Below are 23022 nucleotides of genomic sequence, written 5' to 3' on the forward strand. Positions count from 1 at the left end.
CTGTTGTTATTGTTAATTTCGCCCGAAGACCATAGCTTTCAGACTGAACAAGCTCAAGCTGTGCATTCCTTCTACGCTAGCTCCTACTAATACAGCACTCACTAACACAGCACTTACGAACATAGCATTGACCAACATAGCATTGACCAACATAGCGCCTAGGCCACAATTCCAAGCTTCAGCTCTTGTTCTACAAACAGGCATATTGTATAAAATATACAATCCAGTCAACAAGCAAGGTTTCGCTATGGCGACTCAGAACAATAAGATCAGCTCCAATCCTAAATCGCTAGACAATGACGACCGTATTTCAAAAACTGATGTGCAGCCCAAGTCGCAGTTGACTCCTCGGCTTATAGACCTGCAGCCCAGTCATTATTTTAAGAGGCTTAGCCTAACTGCAGCCTGCCTGCTGACAGCGTTTGGCCTAAGCTCCTGCAGCCCCCAGCAATCAAGTACCAAAGAGCATAGCCAAAGCCCAGAGGTTGCCCAATCTTCAGTAAGTGCCATCATACCTAGGCCGGATCAAATGAACGCCAAGGTGAAGGTAGAGGGGCGTCTATCGACCCTGCTGGAGATGGATATTCGCAAGGTCGGCCGCAAGATCCCCTATACCTATAGCGCCGGCAAGATAGCCAATAGCCCAGGCTATGAATGGTGGGTAAGTAAGCACTTTGCCATCAAAAGTGATTTACCCGAGGAAAAGGTTAAGCTCTATCTCGAGCTATTGGAGATGTCCTACCCCCATTATGTAGAGTTGTTTGGCGCTGAACCGGCGAATATCGAAAACCAGCGTATTGCTGTTGTCTACGGCAAAAGCCGTGTTAGCACCCGCAACACCATGCTGGATGATGGCTTTAGACGCGGCGTGCATAAAAACGCAGGTGGCGAAACCATGTTTTATAACCGCGCCGGATATAGCTTCCCGTCTAGCCGAGAGCAACACCAACGCTATATCGTCATCCATGAAACCATGCATGCCTTCCATATGGCCTTAAGTGGCCACTCGACCTGGGCGCCGAACTGGATCACTGAAGGCTTAGCCGATTCTATCGCCAGCCATGTCTATTATCCTAAGCGCCAGCAGCTCGCCGTGATGGTGCGTGACCGCGCCCCAATGAGCTATTTGATTAGCGGTTTAAAACAATATTATGCAGGCGGCGAACCCAGCATTGCAGAAATTAATGACAACCCAGCGCTGAAGCGAGGATTGAATTTCTTCATCATTCATTTCTTGCTAAGCGACCCAGAGCGCGCCCAGTATTTTGCCTGGTTCCGCGATAAATTGATGGCAGCCAACCCCCACTCAGAAGCGACCCTGCCCACTGCGAACCACTTACTGAAAGAAGTATTTCCAGATTGGCCGGCACTAGAAAAAGCGTTTGCTAGTTACGTCAAAAGCCAACATAGCAGTTTTCATATTGCCTCGGGCCCTTGGGAGCAAGACGGCAGCGCTTATTGGATTCGCGTGCAAGAAGAAAAACAGCAACCGCGTCTAGATATTGGCATCAACCCCCAGGGTAAGCTACTGAGTAAAATGAGCAATGCCGTGGACTTTCCGAGCCCGCAGGCGAGCCCCTTAATTGACTCTCCGAGTGGTTCTCAATTTGGTCTTCTTGTTGATTACCAAGAAGGCCAACTGCATCGTGGCCAAGTTGGCTTAGCTCTTGGCTTAGAGTTGAGTGACGTGAACCTTGCCTATCGCAAAAACTATCAAGCCAGCAAAAAAGACGACAAAGTTAAACGCCCTGACTACAGCAAAGATAGCTATCAGCCACTCTGGATTAAAGAGGGGCGCTATTTAATTTTTGAAGGCGCAAACCATCAAGCTTTTGCCTTTAGCCCAGAGTTATTATCGGCTTTGCAAAAACAAGATGAACAAGGATCGCAGCTTGGGCTCAATGTAACCCTTAACAATAAGTCCATCGATATTGAGCTTCGAAGTTTAGATGCCGGCAGTGTCATTAGCCAAAAAGAACAAATTCAACTTAGCGAACAGGAATATAAATCCATTAAACAGCAAGGAATTAGCTTGTTGGCAAATGATGTTAGCCACCGCTTAACTCCTTATTTACAGTTCCCGAAGTATGATGTTCAAGCTAACCCTAAGGCCGAATTGCAGCTCAGCAACCCCTGGCAGTTTTCGGATATCACACTCTTGCAAAGAGTATTTAGAGCTTGCTTAGCGGAACAAGAATCAGGCGCCGAAACAAACTGCGACAAAGACTTGATGTCGGCTTATCCTTTGGTCGCAGACAATACTCAACACGGCAATGCTTCTGAGCAACTCTTGGCAATCGAGAATAACTTATTAAATAGCACTAACGACAATACGCTCCAACAGCTTTCCGGCATTCAAAACCATTTGCGTTACAACCATGGCAAACCACAATTGCTTAGTAAAATCTCTGGCAAGGCTAAAGTGCAGAGCCAGTTAAGTTGGGTACAGCAAGGAAAAAATTTAGATCAGCAGCTAGCTATAGATCTAAACAAGCAATCGGTATCAGAGTTACATAGCGTAAAAGCCGAGAAACTGCTACTACAACAAAACATTGGTTGGCGTGGTAAAACATTTTCTCTATCACAGGAATTTGAAAAGCCAGGCTTTGACGGAGTTTGCTTGGTCGATAGAAATAACTTACGTGATGGACAGCTGCAAAGCTTAATCAAACTTACTGGCCCTTACTCTGGAAAAACCAATGGTAAATTGCGTATTGAAATTATGCCAAGCCACGCTGTTTTGGGTAGCGTCAAGTCACAAGAAGTAAGTATCGCCCCTTACGAAACCAAAAGTTTCAGGCAAGCTTTTGAGCTAAATCCAGATTTCCAAGGTGAGATCACTGTTCACAGCTCCGCGAATTTGGAAGTCGATGGTGAGGCCATTTATCTCAGCAAAGAACAGAGAATAAAAAGAACAGAGAATTAATAAACCTTAAAGCTTTACTGGGGGCTTATGCCCCCACTCTATCAATGCGTAGTTTGCCACTCATATCTATGCTTTAATGCCTTCCAAATCATTCAACCTTGAGCAGAGCAATGAAGCTACAGCTTAGCCTCATCATTCTGATGAGTACTCTTTTTAGTCACCATATTAGTGCCGAGCCGGCAAGTAGCTGGCAGCTATTCACCTTTAAAGTGGGCATTCGAGCTGGCTGTATGGAGTCCGAATATCGTGATAGCCAGTCGCTCCTGCAAGCATGGCAGCATTGCCAATGTGTGATGGACACATTCCATGAGCAACTGTCTGCTGGCGAATGGCATATAGTAAGCCGTGAAATTATGCAAAATGGCAAAGCCCTAGAGGAATTGCGTATATTGCGCCCAGTATTAGAAAAACTTCCCCTTTGCTCAAAAGACTCGTCTAATGAAGAACCAACTTCATCAGACAGTGAGTAATGCTATGAGTAATAAAAGCGATCGCGACATTGAAAAAGCCTATTCAACCGCCGAATTCGTATCCAAACTACGTCGTCTAGCCGATGCCTTAGAAAGCGGAGACAAGTTTGAGATTCAAATCGCTGGCGAGCGTATCTATGTGCCCGTTCGCGCCATCTACAATATAGAGCACGAACGCGAAGGCAATGAGGAAGAAATCGAGTTTCAGATTAAGTGGCAAAACGACTAAGCCTCTTCATAGTTAGCCTACACATACCATCCCAAGCTTTAATAGTCCGTTAAAGTCCAAGCCTTGGCTTTAGCGGCTTGCTTGCTCAAGCAAATTCACAGGCTTGAGCTATATTTGTATTAACCCCCCTGAATTGTCCCAATATTTGAATCGGACCCATTTATGAACAATGCGAGTGAGATGCAATTTCAAGACAAAATCGCCCTAGTAACAGGTGGCAGCCAAGGCATTGGTTTGGCGACGGTTACCCAGTTGGCAAAGCAAGGCGCAACCGTCATTTGCTGTAGCCGTAGCCAGAAAAACTGGGATAAGGCGGTAGTCGACAACCCAGAGCTCAAGGAAAAGGTCGAGTTTATCGCCACAGATCTCAATAACGAACACGCAACCGATATTCTATTTAAGCGAATCGAACAGAATTACGGCCGCCTGGACTTAGCAGTGAACAATGCCTCGCCAACCGTTGCTTCTCATGGTTTGTTTGGCAATGTACCAACTGCCAAGCTTAAGGAGACTCTTGATGCCGATTTATGGTCGCAAATGTTTTGCCTGCAAAAGGAGATTGGCTTAATGGCTAGCGGCGGAAAGATCGTCAATGTTTCTTCCGTAAATGGACTCTCAGCGACCCCTGGCGCAGCGGCGTTTAGCGCGGCCAAATTTGGTCTAGAGGGCGTTACAAAATCGCTGGCATTGGAATACATCCAGCAAGGTATTCGCATCAATTCTGTCGCACCTGGCGCAACCTTAACGCCAAGGGTACAGCAACAGATCGACGGCGCTCCTAGTCCTGAGAATCGCTTAAAAGAAATTGAATCCCGCATTCCCTTGAAGCGCATGGCGCGCAGCAATGAGGTTGCCAATGCGATCTGTTGGTTGTGCTCAGATCAATCCAGTTATGTGGTTGGCCACACCCTAGTGGTTGACGGTGGCCGCTCGCAAAGCTAATCGCGGCGGCTCATTGCCTACATCAGCTCGATCTATAAGGCTCCCTCCGGAGCCTTTTCTTCACCACGAATCCACAGCTTGGCACTTTCAAGTAATAGAATATTCACCGGCACCAAAACTAATGTCACCAGGGTGGCAAACAAAATCCCAAAGCCCAGAGAAACCGCCATTGGTATTAGGAACTGAGCTTGCACCGCTTTCTCAAATAATAACGGCATTAATCCTAAGAAAGTGGTCAGAGAGGTTAGCATTACTGGGCGAAAGCGTGCCGAACCCGCTTGCAATACCGATTCCATAAGTGCTTCGGCAGAAGACATAGTTGCCGCTAGTTCCTGCCTGCGGCGATTGCAGAACTCCACCAAAACCAAGCTATCGTTTACCACAACACCGATGAGTGCTAGTAAGCCTAATAGGCTCATAATGGTTAAATCCATGCCCATGATCCAGTGGCCAACAATCGCACCAATCGCACCAAAGGGAATAATCGACATTACAATAAATGGCTGCGAGTAGGAGCCAAAAGGAATCGCCAACAAGGCATAGATAGCAAATAAAACCAAGGCCAAGCCCATAGCAAGAGACGAAAAAGAATCTCTTTGCTCTTGGGCCTCACCCACTAAGCTATAACTGGCCCCAGGGTATTGCGCACTTAGCTCGTCCAAAAACTCGCCAAGATCTCTGTATAACACCGTGGCATTGGTATTATTTTTATCGAAATCCGCGATAACACTAGCCGTGCGACGCTGGTTAATACGATAGATCGCCGATGCACCTCGATCTGGCACAAGACGGGCAAGCTCATCCAGAGGTACTAAACCGGCTGGGGTTTGAATATCGATATTGCGCAAATCACTAATTGCGCGTCGCTCATTAGCAGGCAGGCGAACCATAACACGAACCTCGTCGCGCCCACGTTGAATACGCTGCACTTCGATTCCGAAAAAACCTTGCCTTACTTGACGGATAATTTGACTGCGGCTGATACCGAGCGTTTTCGCCTGCTGAGTTAGCTCTAGGCGCAACTCTTCCTTACCATCTGATAAGTTATCCGAAATATCAAAAACAGTGGAGTATGTTGCTAGGCGTTGCTTTAGCTGCTCAGCCATTTGCTCTAGGTCGGCGACGTTACTAGAACTCAAGCGTACATCAACCGGATCACTGCTGCGGCCAATTTCCGCGCGGAACGTTAGTGATTCAGCTCCTGGAATTTCTCCAATCAAAGCTCGCCACTCTCTTACTAAACGCGCCGTACTCAAATCAGGATCCCGCTCCTGCGATGGCACCAGCTCAAAACGCACATTACCATTTTCAGCGCTGCCTCTGTGACCAGTACTGGAGTAAATATTCTTTACCACACTTTCACCAGTAGCTTCATCACGATAGCGGTCTTGAATAGTAATCGCAGCGTTCACCATTTTCAGAACAACCTGATCGGTAACTTCGAATGCTGTACCAGCAGGCATTGCTACTGACGCTCTGGCGGTATCACTTTGAATTCTCGGGAAGAATACAAAGCGCGTCCAACCTGTCATGATCAGGGCCAGAATTAAGCCAAACACCCCACAGAACAGCAGCAAAGTATTCAAGCGATTACGCAGAGCAACAGCCAACATTGGTTTATAAGAGGTCAAGATAAAGCGTTCAAAGCCCTTGGCAAAATTTTGCTGCCAACGGGAGATTCGACCCGGATCTTTTCGAAAACGCACATTTTTCAAGTGGGCTGGCAGTACAAATTTTGATTCGATTAATGAGAAGATAAGAACAGGAACAACAATAAACGGAATCTGCGCAAAGAAAGCACCTCGACGGCCTTCCATAAAGGCAATCGGCATAAATGCGGCAACCGTGGTTAGAATACCAAAGGTCACCGGCACTGCCACCTCGCGAGTACCTTGAATAGCAGCCTCTAAGCCGCTGTCGCTTCGCTCAAGATGGCTATACACATTCTCCCCTGTTACGATTGCATCGTCGACAACAATACCCAGCACCAAGATAAAACCGAATAAAGACATTACATTTAAGGTGACACCAAAGAACGGCATCAATATAAATGCGCCCATAAAGCTCACAGGAATTCCAAGAAAAACCCAAAACGCAATTGAAGGGCGTAAGAATAAACTCAGCAATGCTAGTACCAGTATGCCGCCTTGCATAGCATTACTTAGCAAGGTACTTAAGCGACCTTTTACAATTTCCGAATCGTCATCCCAGTAACTTAGCGCCAAACCATTTGGCAGTTGATCTTGTTGAGCCGCAATGTACTCACGTACTTTTTCGGCTACTTCGATGGCACTTTGATCACCGACACGATAGATCTCGATCATAACCGCCAGCTCGCCGTTAAAACGGCTGCGTAAAGGCGTCTCTTCGAAGCCATCACGAACAGTAGCCACACTGCTCAATTGAATAACACTGCCATCACTGTTCGTTTTTACCGGAATCCCTTCAAATTCATCACGAACATAAGCTTGCCCCTTTGAACGCACTAAAATCTCGCCAGCATCTGTTTTTACGTTGCCCGCCGATAGATCTAATGAATCATCACCAACCTTTCCGGCAATATCATTCAAGGTAAGATCAAACTCTCTTAGTGTATTTTTGCTAACCTCTAAGGTCATTTCATAATTACGAACACCCACCAGCTCTAGCTGAGTAATACCAGAAATCTGTAGCAGGTCCTCGCGCACCTTTTCAGCATAACGGCGCAGCTCTTGCTCACTTAACTTACCTGAAACGGCAACCGTGATAACTTCTCGCTTACGAATCGCCAATGCAACAATCGGCTGCTCTGCTTCTACAGGAAAGGTATTGATTTCATCAACTCGCGCTTTCACATCCGCCAGCAATTCACGCGGATCATAATCGTCCTCAACTTCAATGCTAACGGTGCTACCACCTTCTACCGACCGACTGCTCAGTTCTTTAATGCCCTCTAAATCGGCTACAGCGTTTTCAATTCGCATTGCTAAGCCTTGTTCGGCATCCTCTGGGCTGGAACCTCGCAAGCTGACCGACACATTGATCATATTGGGTTCAACACTGGGAAAAATTTCCAAGGGTACTTGAGTCTTTAAGGAGACCACGCCAGCAATGACAATAATGACCATTAGAAGGTTGGCAGCAACGTGGTTTTTGGTAAACCAAGCAATCATGACTCACCTCGGCTCTTGGCTTTGCGCTCTGCCTTGCCAGCGCCATTGGTCGCTCGACGTGTTGCATTTTGCTTATTCAGCCCAGCTTTATCCTTCACCGATCTTACCGCTGTTCCAGAAGGCAGTTGCCCTAAGCTGGTCATGATAAGTTTGTCGCCAGACTGTAAGCCTTCACTAATAAGCGCTTCAGTTTCATTTTGCCAGGAGATTTGAATGTCGCGGCGTTGAAGCTTGCCATCAAGTTCCACATAAACATAACTGCCTTGATAAATGACTCGATTAGGAATCACTATCGCATCAGTAAGTGTTCTCCCGCTTATCTTTGCCTGCACATACTGGCCAATCTTTAAAGGTGCTTTTGTTCGTTCACCATCGCTTAGGGCAGCTGCCCCATAGGGGTCCTTAATTTCGGCAATGACATACAGTTGACGGCTCCCGGAATCAATTGCACCTTCAGTCTCAATGATTTGTCCGAACCAATGCTCAGGACGAATTAATGTTGAGATAAATTCTACCGCGGGTTTTTGTTGAAAAACTTGATTAAAACGATAGCGCTCTGGCAAATCGATAAACGCTAAATCGCGGCTTTTTATTGGCAATCTCACCTCAATAGTATCGACACCGTATATCGTCGCGAGGGTCGTTCCGCTATTCACAAACTGACCTAAATCTACCGACTTGGATAATACTCGCCCGGCGAATGGTGCTCTAATATGGGTGCGCTTAACATTAAGCTTGGCTTGATCCAAACTGGCCTGTGCAGACTTAACATTGGCTTCAGCGGCCATCAGCTGGGGCTTGCGAATGACGATATCAGGAGCCGCGCCTTTTTTACCGGAGCGGCGCCAATCTGCTTTAGCTTGCTTTACTCTGGCCTGCTCTTCATTTAGCAATTGCTGCGCTGAAGCTAAATTTGCTTCAGCCTGTATCAAGGCAAACTGATAATCTCTATCGTCCAATCGCAATAACTCTTCACCTTGTTCAAAAAAACCTCCGGCACGGAATTGCGGGCTAACCCAGCTTACCCGAGCCGAAACCTGCGGCAATAATTGGCTCTGAGTTCGCGGGCGAATCAATCCATAGCTGTCTAATTTAATGGAATATGGCCCAGCTTGAATCAACTGAGTATCGACCGCTATATCAGCAGGGGGTTTTCCACTACGGCGTTTTGCCGAAGGCGGATTAATGCTGACAAGAATAATTGCTACGGCAAAAACCGCCACAATGGCGATAGAAAGAACTCTTTTGCGCATCTAAGCTGCTCACTGTTGTGTTGACTATTGGAATAGGCAGCGAGTTTAGAGGAATCGCTCGACACAAAAAAGTAAACCCACATCGACCGATATTGCTAACTTTACAAAACTTCGAAAAGAATGAATTTTTCAACGCCATTTTGCTGCAGCTTAGCCCGTTAAACAGGGCATTTAACGCTAATTCCATAAGTCACAGGGAAGTTTCGGGTTCTCAGCTAACTTTTTAAGCGTCGAAAATTCACAAAGAATTCACATTTAGAAAGGTGGTTTATCAGGAGTGTCGCAGGATAGCGAAAAGATAAGCTGCGTTAAAAAAGGCCCGCACCTAAAATAGGGCGGGCTCTAGCAGGCACATCGGAATTAATTAGAATGCGTAGCGCGCACCAATGGTTACACCACGGCCCGGCTCTGGTGCAAGCTCTCTTAGGAATGAGCTTGCGTTACGAATTTCTTCGTCAAGCAAGTTGTCACCACGGAGGAAAACTGTCCAAGCACCAGAACCACTCGCTATACGATAGTTCAAACTTGCATCTAAGCGTTTATAGCTAGGAGTAGACTCCTCGTTAACCCCTGGCTTATCTTGCTCAGACACGTGGGTGTAACGAACTTTAGCGTCGAAGTCATTACCGGCTATATCGCCATGGTAATCAAACTGGATACCTAAACGACGTGGAGTGATACGCGGTACATTTGCACCAGAATCCAACTCGGCACGAACGCTATCAGCAAACAGTTGCACATCCCAAGTTTGTCCATCTTTCTCATACACGGGTATGGTCAGCTTGGTTTCAACACCGATGAACTCTGCTCCCTGCTGGCGATAGGCCAAGACAGCGTTTTCTTCACGAATTTCACCGGTATTTTCTCGGTAAATAAAGTCGCTGATGTCGTTATAGAAAACCGAAATATCAAACTCCAGGAATCGACCTCCGGTCGTCATATGGTACTGATAGCCAAGCTCGATGTTGTTGCTGGTTTCCTCATCTAGATTAGCATCACCTACCTCATAACTTTGGGTAGCAACGTGCACACCATCAGAAAATAGTTCTTCTACAGAAGGTGCTCGTTGAGCACGGCTATATACGAGGTTGAATCTTTGCTCATCATCTACACGATATTGACCAGCTAAGCTCAAGCTGTGGGTATTGAAATCTACACTGCTGTGGCCTTCAGCATCGATCTCAGTACTTTCCAAGCGAGCTCCAGCTTCCAATAACCAACTGTCAAAATCCCACTCTTCAACCAAGAAAACACCCACGTTTTGGGTGGTACTTCCTGGAATAAACGCTTCAGCACCAACCGCTGAAAAGTCTTTGTCTAGAAACTGCAAACCAAAAGCGCCACGCGCCTTGCCATTCATATAGCTGTTGTGAACAAACTCTACGCGCCCTTCGAAAGCTTCGCTATCAAAGGTAGTGCCAATCTCTTCGCCTTCCAGTTCGGCATGCTCGTAATCAACATAGCCTAAACGCATAGTCATTTTTTCAACGCCCGCGAATGGACTCAGCAACTGACCCTTAACATCGTAACGGGTCTGCTCCATGTCTATACGGATATTTTCTTCACCGTGACCATGCTCGCCCTCGTGGTCCTCATCGTGATCTTCGTCATGATCATCGTCGTGATCTTCATCATGGTCATCGTCGTGGTCTTCATCATGTTCATCTTCATGAACATGCGCACCTGCTGGAATACCGTATTCATTTTCCAGGCGACTTACGCTGAAACCTAAAAAGCTGCCATCATCGGATACCCAGCTCATGCCAGCGGTAAGGCTTTTACTTTCGCTGTCACTGTTTTCTATAAAACCGTTTGTGGTGTCCTCTGGATGCTCATCACCATGAATATCGGCGTAGCCTGGGATCTCGACATCGTCACTGTTACGATATAAGCCATCGATGTGCCAAGCTAGATTTCCTGAGCCGCCATCTAATTTAAAAACGGTCGCTGTCTCTTCATTTACGCTGTTATAGCGAGTTTCGATGGCGCCACTCAATTCATCTGGCACGGTTGAAGGGATACGGTTATCGATTATGTTAATTACGCCGCCGATCGCACCACTGCCATATCGCAAGGTTTGCGGGCCGCGTAGTATTTCGATTCGCTCAGCCTGTAAAGCTTCAACGGCGTTGGCATGATCCGCTGAGGCATTTGCTGCATCAGAAGTAGCAAGATTATCCTGCATTACCTTGATCCGGTTTCCCTGTTGGCCACGAATCACCGGAGTACCTACACCTGGACCAAATGACGCACTAGCAACACCTAGCTGACCTTTAAGACTTTCACCTAAGGTGGCTGCTGCAGCTTGGCGTAACTGATCACCTGATAAAACAGCTGCTGGGCGAGTGCTATCAAAGTGATTTTTATCGAGAGGAGAGGCACTTACGATAATTTCTTCAATGCTGTCTTTGTGCTCATGATGAGAACCGCCATCTGCCTGTAAGTTTGCACTTACAAACGCCATAACTCCTGCCACAGCAACAGCTGATGATAAAGGGTGCTTTTTCATTGGTATTCCAAAATCTTATAGGCGCCAAGCGCCACGGTGAATAAATGACCACAAACTTGAGGTTTGGCCACGTTTTATAAAACTGGTTGGCAGCTAATGCCTTATAGAGAAGGGGGCGCGCGAATTTTAAGCTTTCGAGCAACTAACGCCTGAGGCTTCGGTAATTCTATAGATTCAGGTGCTGCCGATGAAAAACTACACTCAATTGAAATTGATTTGCTGACAGCACCATCGAAAGATTTGAGCTGTTGGCAGCTCATACACTCGTGGGGAGCGTGATGATCTAGGTGAATATGCTGAGCATTAACAATCTGGCCCCACAGCAATACGCTGGCAAGCAGTAGCAGCCAAATCGATTGGGGAATTGTTTTACGCACAGGGACATTCATTCTGTTATGTTATAACAACTCAATTAGTTTGGTAAACCACCAATAAACCCGTATTTTGACCATTTCACAGCATAAGCTCGGAGATATCCTCCTTGGTACACGGGGGCTGAAAGGCTATAATCCGCCCTCTTTTCGCGGGCTCGGGCGGGTTTGAGTCGGTGAAAGCCATAGCAAAACGAAATAGCAGCACAGAACAATTTAGATAAAGAGGATCGCGAGATGTCCGATCGTTGTGCCAGCGTTAAGCGCGACACCTTAGAAACCAAGATTAGTGTAAGCCTCAACCTCGACGGGACTGGCAAGGGTCAGTTCGATACTGGGGTTCCTTTCTTAGAACATATGATGGATCAGATTGCCCGCCATGGTCTGATCGATCTTGATATCACTTGTGATGGTGATACCCATATTGATGATCACCATACGGTTGAAGATATCGGTATTACTTTGGGCCAGGCCATTGCTCAGGCTGTGGGCGATAAAAAAGGCATTCGCCGCTATGGCCATGCTTATGTGCCTTTGGATGAAGCTTTGAGCCGTGTAGTTATCGATTTCTCTGGTCGCCCAGGTTTGGTGATGAATGTGCCATTTACGCAAAAGCGTGTAGGGGCTTTTGATACTGAGCTGTTTAGTGAGTTCTTCCATGGTTTTGTGAATCATGCTCAGGTGACTTTGCATATTGATTGTTTGCGCGGTGCAAATGCGCATCATCAGATCGAGACGGTGTATAAGGCTTTTGGTCGTGCATTGCGTATGGCTTTGGAGACGGATCCGCGTATGGCGGGGATGATGCCTTCAACTAAGGGTAGTTTGTAGAGCTTAACCCCTGAATAGATAAGATGTAGCCTATAGAACGTGCAGGGGTAAGAGCAGGGCACAGCAACCAGGGGACGCCGTGAATACATCCCTGTAGGCTTGGCCTTTCGCTTCCCTGCGAAAGACACCCCTGGCTGCTGTGCCCTACTCTTACCTTAGACATCGCTGTAAGCCAGTAAAGAGAATTAAATTAGGAGTCGGAGCGATAAGCTCAGACTCCGAAACCCCGGCACTGAGCCGAACAAAAAGTATTGAAAATTAAACCATGAGCAAAGCAACAATCGCCGTTATTGATTACGGCATGGGTAATCTACACTCCGTCGCTAGCGCCTTAGAACATGTTGCCCCTAATCACGATATTGTGGTCAGTAGTGAGGTCGAGGTGATCGCTAATGCTGAGCGAATTATTTTTCCTGGCGTTGGCGCGATGCGCGATTGCATGGCAGAAATTAAACGCTTGAACTTTCACCGTTTAGTACCTGAGTTAATTGCCAGTGGCAAGCCGGTGCTGGGCATTTGTGTGGGCATGCAAGCCTTGATGACGCACAGCGAAGAGAATGGTGGGGTAGAAGCCATTAATCAGCTGCCTGGTGAAGTGAAATTTTTCGGCGAGCATTTAACTGAAAACGGTGAGCGCTTGAAGGTGCCTCATATGGGCTGGAATACCGTCAGCCAGACAGCCGATCATCCTATTTGGCATGGCATTGAAGATAACGCCCATTTTTATTTTGTGCACAGCTACTACGCCAAAAGCGAAAAAAAAGACCTTGTGATTGGTAGCTGTCAATATGGCTTGGAATTTGATGTGGTGCTGGCCAAGGACAATTTAGCCGCCGTGCAATTCCACCCTGAAAAAAGCCACAGTAATGGCTTGCAGTTATTAAAGAATTTTAGCCAGTGGAATACTGGCGCATAACAAATATACGAGAACCATAGCATGTTAATTATTCCAGCAATTGATTTAAAAGATGGCGCCTGTGTGCGCTTACGCCAGGGTTTGATGGAAGACTCTACTGTTTTTTCTGACGATCCAGCGGCCATGGCCACCCAATGGGTAGAGCAGGGCTGTCGTCGTTTGCACTTGGTCGATTTAAACGGTGCCTTTGAAGGCAAGCCAATTAATGGGGATGTGGTGACAGCGATTGCCAAAACGCACCCAGAGCTACCGATTCAAATTGGTGGTGGTATTCGTAGCGCCGAGACCATTGAGTATTATTTAAATGCCGGTGTGAATTACGTCATCATCGGAACCAAGGCAGTAAAAGAGCCTGAGTTCGTTACCGAAATGTGCAAACAATTTGCTGGCCACATTATTGTTGGCCTAGACGCAAAAGATGGTTTAGTCGCCACCGATGGCTGGGCCGAAGTTTCAGAAGTTAAAGCCACTGAGCTGGCTAAGCGTTTTGAGCAAGATGGCGTAAGCTCAATCGTTTATACCGACATCGCTCGTGACGGTATGATGCAGGGCGTTAATGTTGAAGCGACGGTAGCCATGGCGCAAGCATCTAGCATTCCTGTCATTGCCTCTGGCGGCGTAACCAATATGGATGATATCCACGCATTAAAAGAAGTTGCCGATAAAGGTATCTGCGGTGCAATTACCGGCCGTGCCATTTATGAAGGCACTTTGGATATGGCTGAAGCACAAAGCTACTGCGATCAATAAGCTGGTATTTATTTAGAAGGTTTCCCATGGCTTTAGCAAAACGCATTATTCCCTGCTTAGATGTAGAAAACGGTCGCGTGGTAAAAGGCGTGCAGTTTGTGGACATTCGTGATGCGGGTGATCCGGTAGAAGTTTCCAAGCGCTATAACGAGCAGGGCGCTGATGAGATCACTTTTCTAGATATCACCGCCACCCATGAGGGCCGCGACACTACCGTACATACGGTAGAGAAGATTGCCAGCGAAGTATTTATTCCACTTACGGTAGGTGGTGGTATCCGCACTGTCGACGATATTCGAACCATGCTTAATGCCGGTGCCGATAAGGTCAGCATTAATTCAGCAGCTATTTTTAATCCCGACTTTGTAAAAGAAGCCGCCGACCGCTTTGGCTCTCAATGCATTGTTGTAGCTATTGATGCGAAATGTGTCAGCGCTGAAGGCGAGCCTAAGCGCTGGGAAATTTTCACTCATGGCGGCCGCAAGCCTACCGGCATTGATGCCGTTGAATGGGCCAAGAAAATGACCGCCTTTGGGGCTGGTGAAATCCTATTGACCAGCATGGATCAAGACGGAATGAAAAACGGCTTCGATCTTAATGTCACTTCTGCCATTAGCGAGGCGGTTCATGTGCCAGTAATCGCATCGGGCGGTGTAGGTAATTTGCAACATTTAGTAGACGGCGTAAAACTCGGTAAAGCCGATGCCGTACTCGCCGCCAGTATTTTCCACTTCGGTGAATACAGCGTGCCTGAAGCAAAACAATATATGCGAGACCAAGGCGTTGAAGTGCGGCTTTAACAGCCCGCTTCAATGACATAGGCAGCACAACGCGACTGACAAGGGGTCAGACCCCGCCTCAAATAAGTAAACCAATTCATTGAGTTGAGAAATTCTTTTTTAAGATGGGGTCTGACCCCGTACCACTCTGAAACTAAAGCCCCCACTTTTGGCTTATATTACATCCTAATTTTTTCGTTATGATCTTCCCAAATTATTTTCACTTAAGGGAAGAAATGAATAAACCATTAGCTCACTTAGCCTTTTTCTTGCTCGTATCCGCTAGCATAAATAATAGCCATGCAGACAGCTTAGCTCTAGATAAGGAAGTTAAAAAATCCATTCTTGGGTATTGCCTTGCTTTTGAAGAAATTGCCGATGACATCAAGCTCGAGGTCATTTACCCAAATAACAATGTTAAAACTATAAATTTCAACAGCAACTGCTCAGCCTACCTAAAGATGCAGCCCACTGAAGCCCAAGATAAACTCAAACAAGAGATCGACCTAGCCGATATGCGTGCTGCTTATTGCCATCTATACAATGCACTGGGTGATCTAGGCGCAGATAATGGTTTTTACTCGACACTGAGCTCGCATGAAACTGAAGATGGCAGTGCTACAGAGATAACATTTCGTTTTGATAAAAACCCTTGCTGATGACGCAGGGGCAAACCACGGGGTCAGACCCCATTCTTAGCAAGAAAGCCGATATAATCACACTGACTTTCTTATTTAGATAGGGGTCTGACCCCTAGCGATTCAACAAAAAATTCGGTCTATTCTGCTGATGCTATCTTGCCCCACAAAACGCAGGCATAAAAAAACGGCTACCCGAGGGTAGCCGACAACCGTGATTAGCCTGATAAGGAGAAGTGACTCGAAAAGCCGCTTCAAGCTGCCGCCTTAGCGACAACGGTTACAATAATAACGATTCTCATTTGTATTGCAAGTATTAATGATAATTATTTTTATTTGATTTGAATTACCGCAGCCGCCTGTACAAATAACAGCCATAAAAATCAATCATCCACCGAATATAGCGCCTAAATACCGGGTATCGATGAATTTTATTAACAAAGGGTAGGGGCTTGGGATATACTCTCGCTCGCAGCCACGCTAGAACGTGGCGCATATAAGAACCGACAAGCGTGTCAGCCTAAAATTTGCGCTTTAAATTTTAAAGCAGCAGATAATTGCCGAAGAGCAAAAAAACGGCCACCCGAAGGTGACCGACAACCGTGATTAGCCTGATAAGGAGAAGTGGCATAAGCCGCTTCCAGCTGATAGTCACCTATCAGCTGCTTTTAATAATAATGATTATCATTAACATTGCAAGCCATTTCTTGCCTGCATTCTAAATTTGTCACATAAATCATCGATAAAGCTACGCTCTGACGTGGTATAGCTCATCGTTATCATTTCTGATAGTAGTAGTCTATTGGGCTGGGCTTATCGATTAAGTAGCCTTGAATGTAATCAGCGCCCCAGCGCCTCACCATTTCACGCTGCCCCTGAGTCTCAATACCTTCACATATAACCGTCATACCTAATTGATGTGCCATATTGATCATGCCGCCTGCTATGACCGCATACCCTTCATCAGTGCCACTTTGGTCGATAAAGCTTTTATCAATTTTCAGATACTTAAAAGAAAAGTTTAATAGGTAGCTTAAGGATGAATGGCCAGTACCGAAATCATCCACCGATAACTGAAAGCCCGCTCGATTTAGCTCATCAAACCTTTGCCGAGTTAGGGATGGATCTAACATTGCGGCGGTCTCGGTAATTTCGAAGCTGATTCTTTCAGCCGACACTTCGTACTTTTGCAGAATCTCGAGCATTCTATCGGCCAGTTTGGATTCTCGAAGTTGTACTGGTGATAGATTAATAGAAACCTGGATATCGTTGGGCACTTCTGGTTTTACCAGATGCTGACAAACTCGCTCTACCACCCAATATCCAAGATGGATAATGTCACCACTGGCCTCAGCAATTTCTATAAACAAAGCTGGAGATATCATGCCTTCGACCGGATGAATCCATCGCACCAAAGATTCGAAGTGGCATACTTTTGAACCTTCTTCTGCACCCACAATCGGCTGAAAGAAAACCTCAAATTCATCTCGATCTATGGCCTGCCTTATGGAACGACCAAGCTCGACATGTAAGCGCAAAGCATTTTCCATGCCTTTACGATAGGCAACTAAACGCTCGCTACTTTTTTGTGTTGCACGATAAAGAGCGACATTAGCCATTTTCAGTAGCGTTTCAGCAGACTGCTCACAATCAGGGAATGAACACAAACCAGCACTTATTTCAAAACGAACTTGAACATCATCAACCTGCACATCTTCTGAAAAAGCATTAGTGATTTCATGTATAGACTGCACCACAGAGGATTCGTCAGTATCCAAAACGATAAAGGCCAGCTCACTATGACCAATATGGGATAGGCTACTATTTTGGCCAAGTACTGATTGTATTCTCGCGACGGTCTTGGCTAGCAGTTTTTGCTTAGTCTCACTATCAAATAAATTGCAAAAATAAGCGAACTTATCGATAGAAAGAACAACCAGGTAAAATTTTTCGCAAGCACTATCAATAAGATGATGCATTAACCGAATCAAACCTGCCTGATTAGGCAGGCCAGAGCTTTCTTCCAAATAGGCGGTTGGAATCGAAGCTGAAACATCTTCCTCATTAGCCGCCTTAACTTGATCTGCGGTATTTTGTAAGTGCTGATAGACATCCGCTAAAAAGCGGCCAGAGGAATCTTTTTCTACACAAAAGGAAATAATAGAGGCGATATTACTGAGGTAGCTTTTATCAAATTCAGTATATAAGGTCTCATCACTAGGCGTGAACAGTACGCCTCCTCGATCATAGCGAAAACTTTCAAAATGCATATTGGAAGAACCAAAGAGTTCCTGTAAAAGAGGCTCCCGCTCGCCATCATTTGCAGCGGCATGCTCGGCTATGCGTAATCTCATGCCGACAAGTACTTCCACTCGATTATTCAGGCTAGCGGGTACCCTTTTCCAGCCTTCTTCTCGGCAAAAACGATGCTGCTTTAGAACACATTTATACTCCCAATACATACCTCGCGTTTGACGCAGGAGATACAGATTATGAATATCAATAGAAAAGCGGACGTTCTTGTGAATAAACTTCAAATCTCGATTGAAATTACTATCCACACTGATCATATCGCTCAGATCTAGCAGGCTAGAATTGCGAAGCGCTGCCTCTACTGCCTCGTTACCCCTAGCTTGGTTTTCGTCGCTTAAGGTAGCTACCGCTTCTAAAATAGATTCCGAGCCGTTTTTATCCGGCGAGGTTTCGATAGTCACAGAATTTCCTTCCGATCTTGCTGCTAGGCCGCATTTTCGGTGTAGTCAGTAAAGCGCTTGTCAATATCTACAGATAAGCTATCAGCTAGGTTTACCATATAAAGGGAGCAGGACACCATTCCGATCAACTCTATAATTTCTTCTTTCTCTAGCCCTATGTCTTCTAGATCTTCGTACATCTCGACACTGGCATTAAAATCATGTGCCATACATACATCGGCAAATTGCAAAACACTTTTTAGCACCGGATTCCTCACCGATTCGATGTCATTCACAATTTCAATAATATCCTGATCATCATGCCCAAACTTTAAAGCCATTGCATGATGGGCCACATGGCAATACTGGCAATTTCGTTTAAACGCTATGTAAGAAAACAAAATCTCCTTACTTACTCGCGAAAGTTCACCACCGCATAGGTTATTTTTCACCATCCCCCAAGAAGCCAATGCAAGCTCTGGACTAACATTGGTTAGACAACGAAAGATATTGGGCACAAAACCCATACCTAAAACTTCGCAGACTTCTCGATGTATTTCTGGATAAGTTTGCTCAAAGTCTTCTTCAAGCATTATTGGAAAGTATTCCATTGCAGTGTCCACTTTTTCTAGATAAACAATCGCCCGAGTTTTTACTTTACTCTGCACCCTATTTCTAAAGGTGTAGTACAAAACCCCATAACTTCAACGCTTATTAGACAGGCGTTACAAGAATGAAATTGCCCAGGCAATGCATGAATTATTTATGACAAATTGGCTTAAACTGCGTAGAATTTGCTTATGCAATAAAAGGGGGATATATGACAGATTGGGTTCGACCAGGAATATACGGTGCTCTTTTGAGCTCGTTTTTATTATTCTTATTACCTTCGACTAGCTCACTATTATTGAATCTATATCACAACCTAAGCTTTGAGCCATTATATTATCTATACGCTGCAATCAAGGCAGCTTCGGCTTATTATCCAAGGTGGGATTATTTTGAGCTCAGCGCAATCGCAGCTGGCCTTTTTCTGACATTTTCATTGTGGCTGAAGAAGCATAATAAAACGGGCTAAGAATAAACTTAGCCCTAAAGCTTTTATTGATCCAGAAGCCAGATTGACGCTTGCTCTAACAGGGTTTTATATTCTTCATCTTCATAAGCTTCCGCAAGGTGGCCAAGCGCACTGAAAAATACCGTACCCTCACCAACCTTGTGGTGCCAAACCAGAGGATGATCCGAACCCATCTTTAAAGAATCTGGCACATCATACTCTGCTTCATCAACACTAATTAGTACTGTCACTTCGTCTCTTGGACTTTTATCAAAGCTATACCATTCTTCATGCCAAGCTTTGCTTGCTGGCAAATGCTTAGTCGCCAAATGGCTTCTATCTTCGATTGTTAAAGTCCCATCCCTAAATTGCGGAAACATCGGATGCCCAATAAATTGAGTTTTTATCAGGTGTTTTGGAAACCAAGACCAATCATAATCTTCATTGCCGCCGGTACCATGCAGCGCAAGGAAGCTGCCGCCAGCATTCATATGATTTTTCAAAGCTTCACGCTGTACCTCGGTCAACACATCACCGGTGACATTATTCCAAACAATTAAATCGAATTTATCCAATAAATCAGCCTGGTGTATTGCTCCGTTTTCTGTAATAAAAAGACCCCAATCATGTTTATCAGCGAAGTTTTTAAATAGAGACTCTACCGCTGGGATCGCCTCTATATGGCGAAAACTATTGGTTTTTGAGAACAGCAATACTTTGCTTCCACCCGACATTACTGGCAGGATAGGTGGAACTTCCTCATAAACAGGCGTCTTGAATAGCTCATAGCGCCACATCTGATAGGCCACATAAACTGCAATCGCAATAAGTGCAATTGCGGTAAAATGCAGCGTTGTGCGTAAAATCTTAGCCATTTTCCTTTCCTAATAAAATCTAAATTTTACCTTGCTGCCATTGCGATACAGCGTAGTCGCAGGCTCGCGCGGTAAACGCCATATAAGTTAATGATGGGTTTACGCAAGAACTGGACGCCATGCAGGCTCCATCCGTTACGAACAGATTAGGCACATCATGGCTCTGATTCCAAGCATTCAGCACCGATGTTTTTGGATCCTTGCCCATTCTTGCTGTTCCCATCTCGTGAATCGCACTGCCAGGTACGCTGAGTGTATCGGTTGTCTCTATGTAAACAGCACCGGCCGCTTTAAAAATTTTCTCACTGCTCTTTATAATATCTTTAGACATCCGATGTTCGTTTGCACCAAAGCTCATTGACACCTTGATTTGGGGAATGCCAAATTCATCGTGTTTACTTTCATCAAGCTCAACGCGATTGTTTGCGTTAGGTAGACATTCTCCGAAAGCACCCAAAACCCAAACCCAGTAGGGCGCTGGCTTACGCAAGTTATCTTTGAGGCTTTTGCCAAAGCCTTTTTGATTGAAGTGGAAGCGCCAATCAGGCCGAACTGGATCAGCCTGCAAACCAAAGCCACGCAAGTAATCCGTTTGCTCTTTTCCAGGTAGGTTTTTAAAGCGTGGTATATAGGTTCCGGTAGGGCGAAAACCCTTGTAATAGTGATCGAGATTATCAGCAAATACCGCCACATGCTGCATCTTAAAATGATCCATCAAATAGCGACCTAAAGTGCCGCTACTATTGGCCAAGCCATTAGGAAACTGCTGCGACTTTGAATTCAATAGAATCTGCGTACTGGCCAGCGTGGAAGCACATAAGAAAATAAGATCGGCCGAAAAGCTTAGGCGCTCTTTGCTATTAGCATCGATGATTTGCACTGCTGTAACTCGATTACTGTTTGAATCATATATGAGTTTTTCGACAACGCTGTTTGAGCGAAGCTCTAAGTTCCCAGTGGCCCGTGCAGCCGGTAAGGTTGAGCTTTGGCTACTAAAATAACTTCCTGTTGAACAGCCTCTTGGGCAAGGCCCGCAGTAATGGCAAGCTGCTCGACCATTTAGATTCTCGGTAAGTATAGCCGTGCGCCCCATTGTCATAGTCACTTCGGGCATATACTTATCGAGTCGACCCTTGATGGTTTTTTCAAGGGTGTACATATCCATAGCTGGGAGAAACTCACTATCGGGTAACTCAGGCAGGCCTTCTTTAGCACCCGAGATACCGACAAATTTCTCTACATAGCTGTACCAATCTTTTAAATCATCATAACCAATCGGCCACTCACAGCCATGGCCATCTTCGACATTTGCCTTAAAATCGAATTCACTCCAACGATAAGTTTGCCGCCCCCAAATTAGCGATCGGCCACCAACACCGTTTGCCCTAATCCAGTGATAAGGTTTATTTTCATCCTGCTGGTAGGGCGCTTCGCTATCCTTAGTAAAAAACGCTTTGGTCGCCGCATCAAAGGCATAACATTGGCTTTGAATTGGGTAATCGTCTACATTACGTTTACGATCTGCCTTGTTGGCAAAGGGGATTTTCCAAGGCGGGGCATGTTCACCCAGATAGTCCACCCCATGTTGAATATCACGACCACGTTCTAGCACAAGAACTTTTAGGCCTTTTTCACATAGCTCTTTGGCCGCCCAGCCTCCTGAAATTCCAGAACCAATGACGATGGCATCGTATTTTTTATTATTCTCTTGCACCGTTATTCCTGTATTGAGCTTTTCTATTTTGTTATTTTTCGTCCTAGCTTGTGTCAGCTATTTTCGCATTCCAGTAATTACCTAGTCCTAATCACATAGTCCTAATCACATAGTCCTAATCATCGACCAACTACTATCTTCCTCGCCCAGAGCATACTCGCCATCGAACTGCATTGGCATAGGATCGTGCCGCAGAACTTGCTTTGCACCGACCTCTGAAGAGTAAAAGCCAAAGATGGTCAGCTCCTTTAGCTGGCAAATAAACGGCGCATCCTCAATGTATTGGCGTTGAACATTGGCAAAGTCATACCAAGGTGAATCACTGGCCTTGTCTTCCAAGTCTTCCAAAATATCCAATTGTTGATTCGGGTGCAGTGCAGAAAAACTTTTTGAAAAATCAGCTAAACAATATTTTTGAATCGCGCGAAAGCCTTCCAGAAAGATTTGTTGCTCCGCTTCACTGAGCCAATTCTGCACCATATATTCTATGAACTTGGGCACCCCAGCATCAATCGCACCAGGGCTTTCAGTTCTAGGGATAATCACCTCAGCCATAGCTGATAAATCTTTGCGCTCTTGTTCAGAGAACAAATCAGAGGGAAGCTCGTCAATGGATGGGCCTATTGCCAGAGGCTTGGCAGCTGCCTGAGAGCTACCCGCGAGCCCAGCTATAGCTGCTGTAGCATAGCTCCCTCCCAGCATCGTGAGGGCTTGTAAGAAGAATCGTCTGTCCATTGCTAGTCCTTTTGATTCGCCCTATTGATTCGCCATAAGACTGAGCTATGGATTAGTCCTATGGCAATCACAGCCGCAGAGGCTTAGGTAAACTATGCTGATTATTATGATAACGATTTTTAAAATATGCTTCTGAATTTTAAAATGCCACAGCCTTTTCTATTATGGGGTCTGTTTGGGTT

General features: G+C 45.6%; 18 protein-coding genes. 9 read left to right on the forward strand and 9 right to left on the reverse strand.

The genetic code is table 11. The annotated features are described in order from the left end of the window. Window positions 1-247 precede the first annotated feature (247 nt). From Q1A08_RS04780 to Q1A08_RS04795, 4 genes are all read left to right on the forward strand, one after another. Window positions 248-2926: a hypothetical protein gene (locus Q1A08_RS04780; protein WP_299770343.1), complete on the forward strand. Its 2679-nt coding sequence runs from the start codon at window positions 248-250 to the stop codon at window positions 2924-2926. 110 nt (window positions 2927-3036) lie between these two features. Beyond that, complete coding sequence (locus Q1A08_RS04785; RefSeq protein ID WP_299770344.1) at window positions 3037-3396, forward strand: hypothetical protein; 360 nt, start codon at window positions 3037-3039, stop codon at window positions 3394-3396. Window positions 3397-3400: 4 nt separating this feature from the next. After that, entirely contained in the window at window positions 3401-3625 is a 225-nt protein-coding gene (locus tag Q1A08_RS04790; protein WP_299770346.1) for an amphi-Trp domain-containing protein, read from the forward strand. Window positions 3626-3787: 162 nt separating this feature from the next. Continuing rightward, on the forward strand, window positions 3788-4567 hold the full coding sequence (locus tag Q1A08_RS04795) for an SDR family oxidoreductase (protein WP_299770349.1): 780 nt from the start codon (window positions 3788-3790) through the stop codon (window positions 4565-4567). A 32-nt stretch (window positions 4568-4599) separates the two neighbouring features. Here the strand turns inward: Q1A08_RS04795 and Q1A08_RS04800 are convergent, their stop codons facing one another. The 4 genes from Q1A08_RS04800 to Q1A08_RS04815 all read right to left on the reverse strand — a co-directional run bounded on the left by Q1A08_RS04800 (window position 4600) and on the right by Q1A08_RS04815 (window position 11858). Beyond that, entirely contained in the window at window positions 4600-7719 is a 3120-nt protein-coding gene (locus Q1A08_RS04800; protein WP_299770351.1) for an efflux RND transporter permease subunit, read from the reverse strand. Next, window positions 7716-8972, reverse strand: a complete 1257-nt coding sequence (locus Q1A08_RS04805; RefSeq protein WP_299770353.1) for an efflux RND transporter periplasmic adaptor subunit — start codon at window positions 8970-8972, stop codon at window positions 7716-7718. The genes Q1A08_RS04800 and Q1A08_RS04805 overlap by 4 nt, the downstream gene beginning before the upstream one ends. A 364-nt stretch (window positions 8973-9336) precedes the next feature. Next, window positions 9337-11481, reverse strand: a complete 2145-nt coding sequence (locus Q1A08_RS04810; RefSeq protein WP_299770355.1) for a TonB-dependent receptor — start codon at window positions 11479-11481, stop codon at window positions 9337-9339. Window positions 11482-11582: 101 nt separating this feature from the next. Beyond that, window positions 11583-11858 (reverse strand): hypothetical protein, encoded by a 276-nt coding sequence (locus Q1A08_RS04815; RefSeq protein WP_299770357.1) that lies wholly within the window; start codon window positions 11856-11858, stop codon window positions 11583-11585. 231 nt (window positions 11859-12089) lie between these two features. On the opposite strand from Q1A08_RS04815, the gene hisB reads away from it, so the two are divergent. The 5 genes from hisB to Q1A08_RS04840 all read left to right on the forward strand — a co-directional run bounded on the left by hisB (window position 12090) and on the right by Q1A08_RS04840 (window position 15787). Then, window positions 12090-12683: an imidazoleglycerol-phosphate dehydratase HisB gene (gene hisB, locus Q1A08_RS04820; RefSeq protein WP_299770358.1), complete on the forward strand. Its 594-nt coding sequence runs from the start codon at window positions 12090-12092 to the stop codon at window positions 12681-12683. Window positions 12684-12948: 265 nt separating this feature from the next. Further along, a complete protein-coding gene (gene hisH, locus Q1A08_RS04825) occupies window positions 12949-13599 on the forward strand; it encodes an imidazole glycerol phosphate synthase subunit HisH (protein WP_299770360.1) in 651 nt (216 codons plus the stop codon). Window positions 13600-13620: 21 nt separating this feature from the next. After that, complete coding sequence (gene hisA, locus Q1A08_RS04830; protein ID WP_299770362.1) at window positions 13621-14349, forward strand: 1-(5-phosphoribosyl)-5-[(5-phosphoribosylamino)methylideneamino]imidazole-4-carboxamide isomerase; 729 nt, start codon at window positions 13621-13623, stop codon at window positions 14347-14349. 26 nt (window positions 14350-14375) lie between these two features. After that, the gene (gene hisF, locus Q1A08_RS04835; RefSeq protein WP_299770364.1) at window positions 14376-15149 is read left to right on the forward strand and encodes an imidazole glycerol phosphate synthase subunit HisF; all 774 of its coding nucleotides are present in this window, start codon (window positions 14376-14378) and stop codon (window positions 15147-15149) included. Between the two features lie 215 nt (window positions 15150-15364). After that, window positions 15365-15787 (forward strand): hypothetical protein, encoded by a 423-nt coding sequence (locus tag Q1A08_RS04840; RefSeq protein WP_299770366.1) that lies wholly within the window; start codon window positions 15365-15367, stop codon window positions 15785-15787. Window positions 15788-16545: 758 nt separating this feature from the next. Here Q1A08_RS04840 and Q1A08_RS04845 read toward each other — a convergent pair. The 5 genes from Q1A08_RS04845 to Q1A08_RS04865 form a co-directional block, all read right to left on the reverse strand. Next, complete coding sequence (locus Q1A08_RS04845) at window positions 16546-18480, reverse strand: bifunctional diguanylate cyclase/phosphodiesterase (protein ID WP_299770368.1); 1935 nt, start codon at window positions 18478-18480, stop codon at window positions 16546-16548. Between the two features lie 23 nt (window positions 18481-18503). Further along, window positions 18504-19070: a hypothetical protein gene (locus Q1A08_RS04850; protein ID WP_299770370.1), complete on the reverse strand. Its 567-nt coding sequence runs from the start codon at window positions 19068-19070 to the stop codon at window positions 18504-18506. Between the two features lie 490 nt (window positions 19071-19560). Continuing rightward, window positions 19561-20391: a ThuA domain-containing protein gene (locus Q1A08_RS04855; protein ID WP_299770372.1), complete on the reverse strand. Its 831-nt coding sequence runs from the start codon at window positions 20389-20391 to the stop codon at window positions 19561-19563. Window positions 20392-20410: 19 nt separating this feature from the next. After that, the gene (locus tag Q1A08_RS04860; RefSeq protein WP_299770374.1) at window positions 20411-22105 is read right to left on the reverse strand and encodes a GMC family oxidoreductase; all 1695 of its coding nucleotides are present in this window, start codon (window positions 22103-22105) and stop codon (window positions 20411-20413) included. 105 nt (window positions 22106-22210) lie between these two features. Next, entirely contained in the window at window positions 22211-22840 is a 630-nt protein-coding gene (locus Q1A08_RS04865) for a gluconate 2-dehydrogenase subunit 3 family protein (RefSeq protein ID WP_299770375.1), read from the reverse strand. Between the last annotated feature and the right edge of the window lie 182 nt (window positions 22841-23022).

The sequence above is a fragment of the uncultured Pseudoteredinibacter sp. genome (genome assembly GCF_947500695.1).
Taxonomy (GTDB): domain Bacteria; phylum Pseudomonadota; class Gammaproteobacteria; order Pseudomonadales; family Cellvibrionaceae; genus Pseudoteredinibacter.

What these genes read in the sequence shown, in the direction of transcription:
- Q1A08_RS04810 (WP_299770355.1), bottom strand. Translation starts at nt 11,481, where the DNA reads ATGAAAAAGCACCCTTTATCATCAGCTGTTGCTGTGGCAGGAGTTATG.
- hisF (WP_299770364.1), top strand. Translation starts at nt 14,376, where the DNA reads ATGGCTTTAGCAAAACGCATTATTCCCTGCTTAGATGTAGAAAACGGT.
- Q1A08_RS04850 (WP_299770370.1), bottom strand. Translation starts at nt 19,070, where the DNA reads ATGGAATACTTTCCAATAATGCTTGAAGAAGACTTTGAGCAAACTTAT.
- Q1A08_RS04795 (WP_299770349.1), top strand. Translation starts at nt 3,788, where the DNA reads ATGAACAATGCGAGTGAGATGCAATTTCAAGACAAAATCGCCCTAGTA.
- Q1A08_RS04780 (WP_299770343.1), top strand. Translation starts at nt 248, where the DNA reads ATGGCGACTCAGAACAATAAGATCAGCTCCAATCCTAAATCGCTAGAC.
- Q1A08_RS04840 (WP_299770366.1), top strand. Translation starts at nt 15,365, where the DNA reads ATGAATAAACCATTAGCTCACTTAGCCTTTTTCTTGCTCGTATCCGCT.
- Q1A08_RS04785 (WP_299770344.1), top strand. Translation starts at nt 3,037, where the DNA reads ATGAAGCTACAGCTTAGCCTCATCATTCTGATGAGTACTCTTTTTAGT.
- Q1A08_RS04855 (WP_299770372.1), bottom strand. Translation starts at nt 20,391, where the DNA reads ATGGCTAAGATTTTACGCACAACGCTGCATTTTACCGCAATTGCACTT.
- hisB (WP_299770358.1), top strand. Translation starts at nt 12,090, where the DNA reads ATGTCCGATCGTTGTGCCAGCGTTAAGCGCGACACCTTAGAAACCAAG.
- Q1A08_RS04790 (WP_299770346.1), top strand. Translation starts at nt 3,401, where the DNA reads ATGAGTAATAAAAGCGATCGCGACATTGAAAAAGCCTATTCAACCGCC.
- hisA (WP_299770362.1), top strand. Translation starts at nt 13,621, where the DNA reads ATGTTAATTATTCCAGCAATTGATTTAAAAGATGGCGCCTGTGTGCGC.
- Q1A08_RS04865 (WP_299770375.1), bottom strand. Translation starts at nt 22,840, where the DNA reads ATGGACAGACGATTCTTCTTACAAGCCCTCACGATGCTGGGAGGGAGC.
- Q1A08_RS04805 (WP_299770353.1), bottom strand. Translation starts at nt 8,972, where the DNA reads ATGCGCAAAAGAGTTCTTTCTATCGCCATTGTGGCGGTTTTTGCCGTA.
- Q1A08_RS04800 (WP_299770351.1), bottom strand. Translation starts at nt 7,719, where the DNA reads ATGATTGCTTGGTTTACCAAAAACCACGTTGCTGCCAACCTTCTAATG.
- hisH (WP_299770360.1), top strand. Translation starts at nt 12,949, where the DNA reads ATGAGCAAAGCAACAATCGCCGTTATTGATTACGGCATGGGTAATCTA.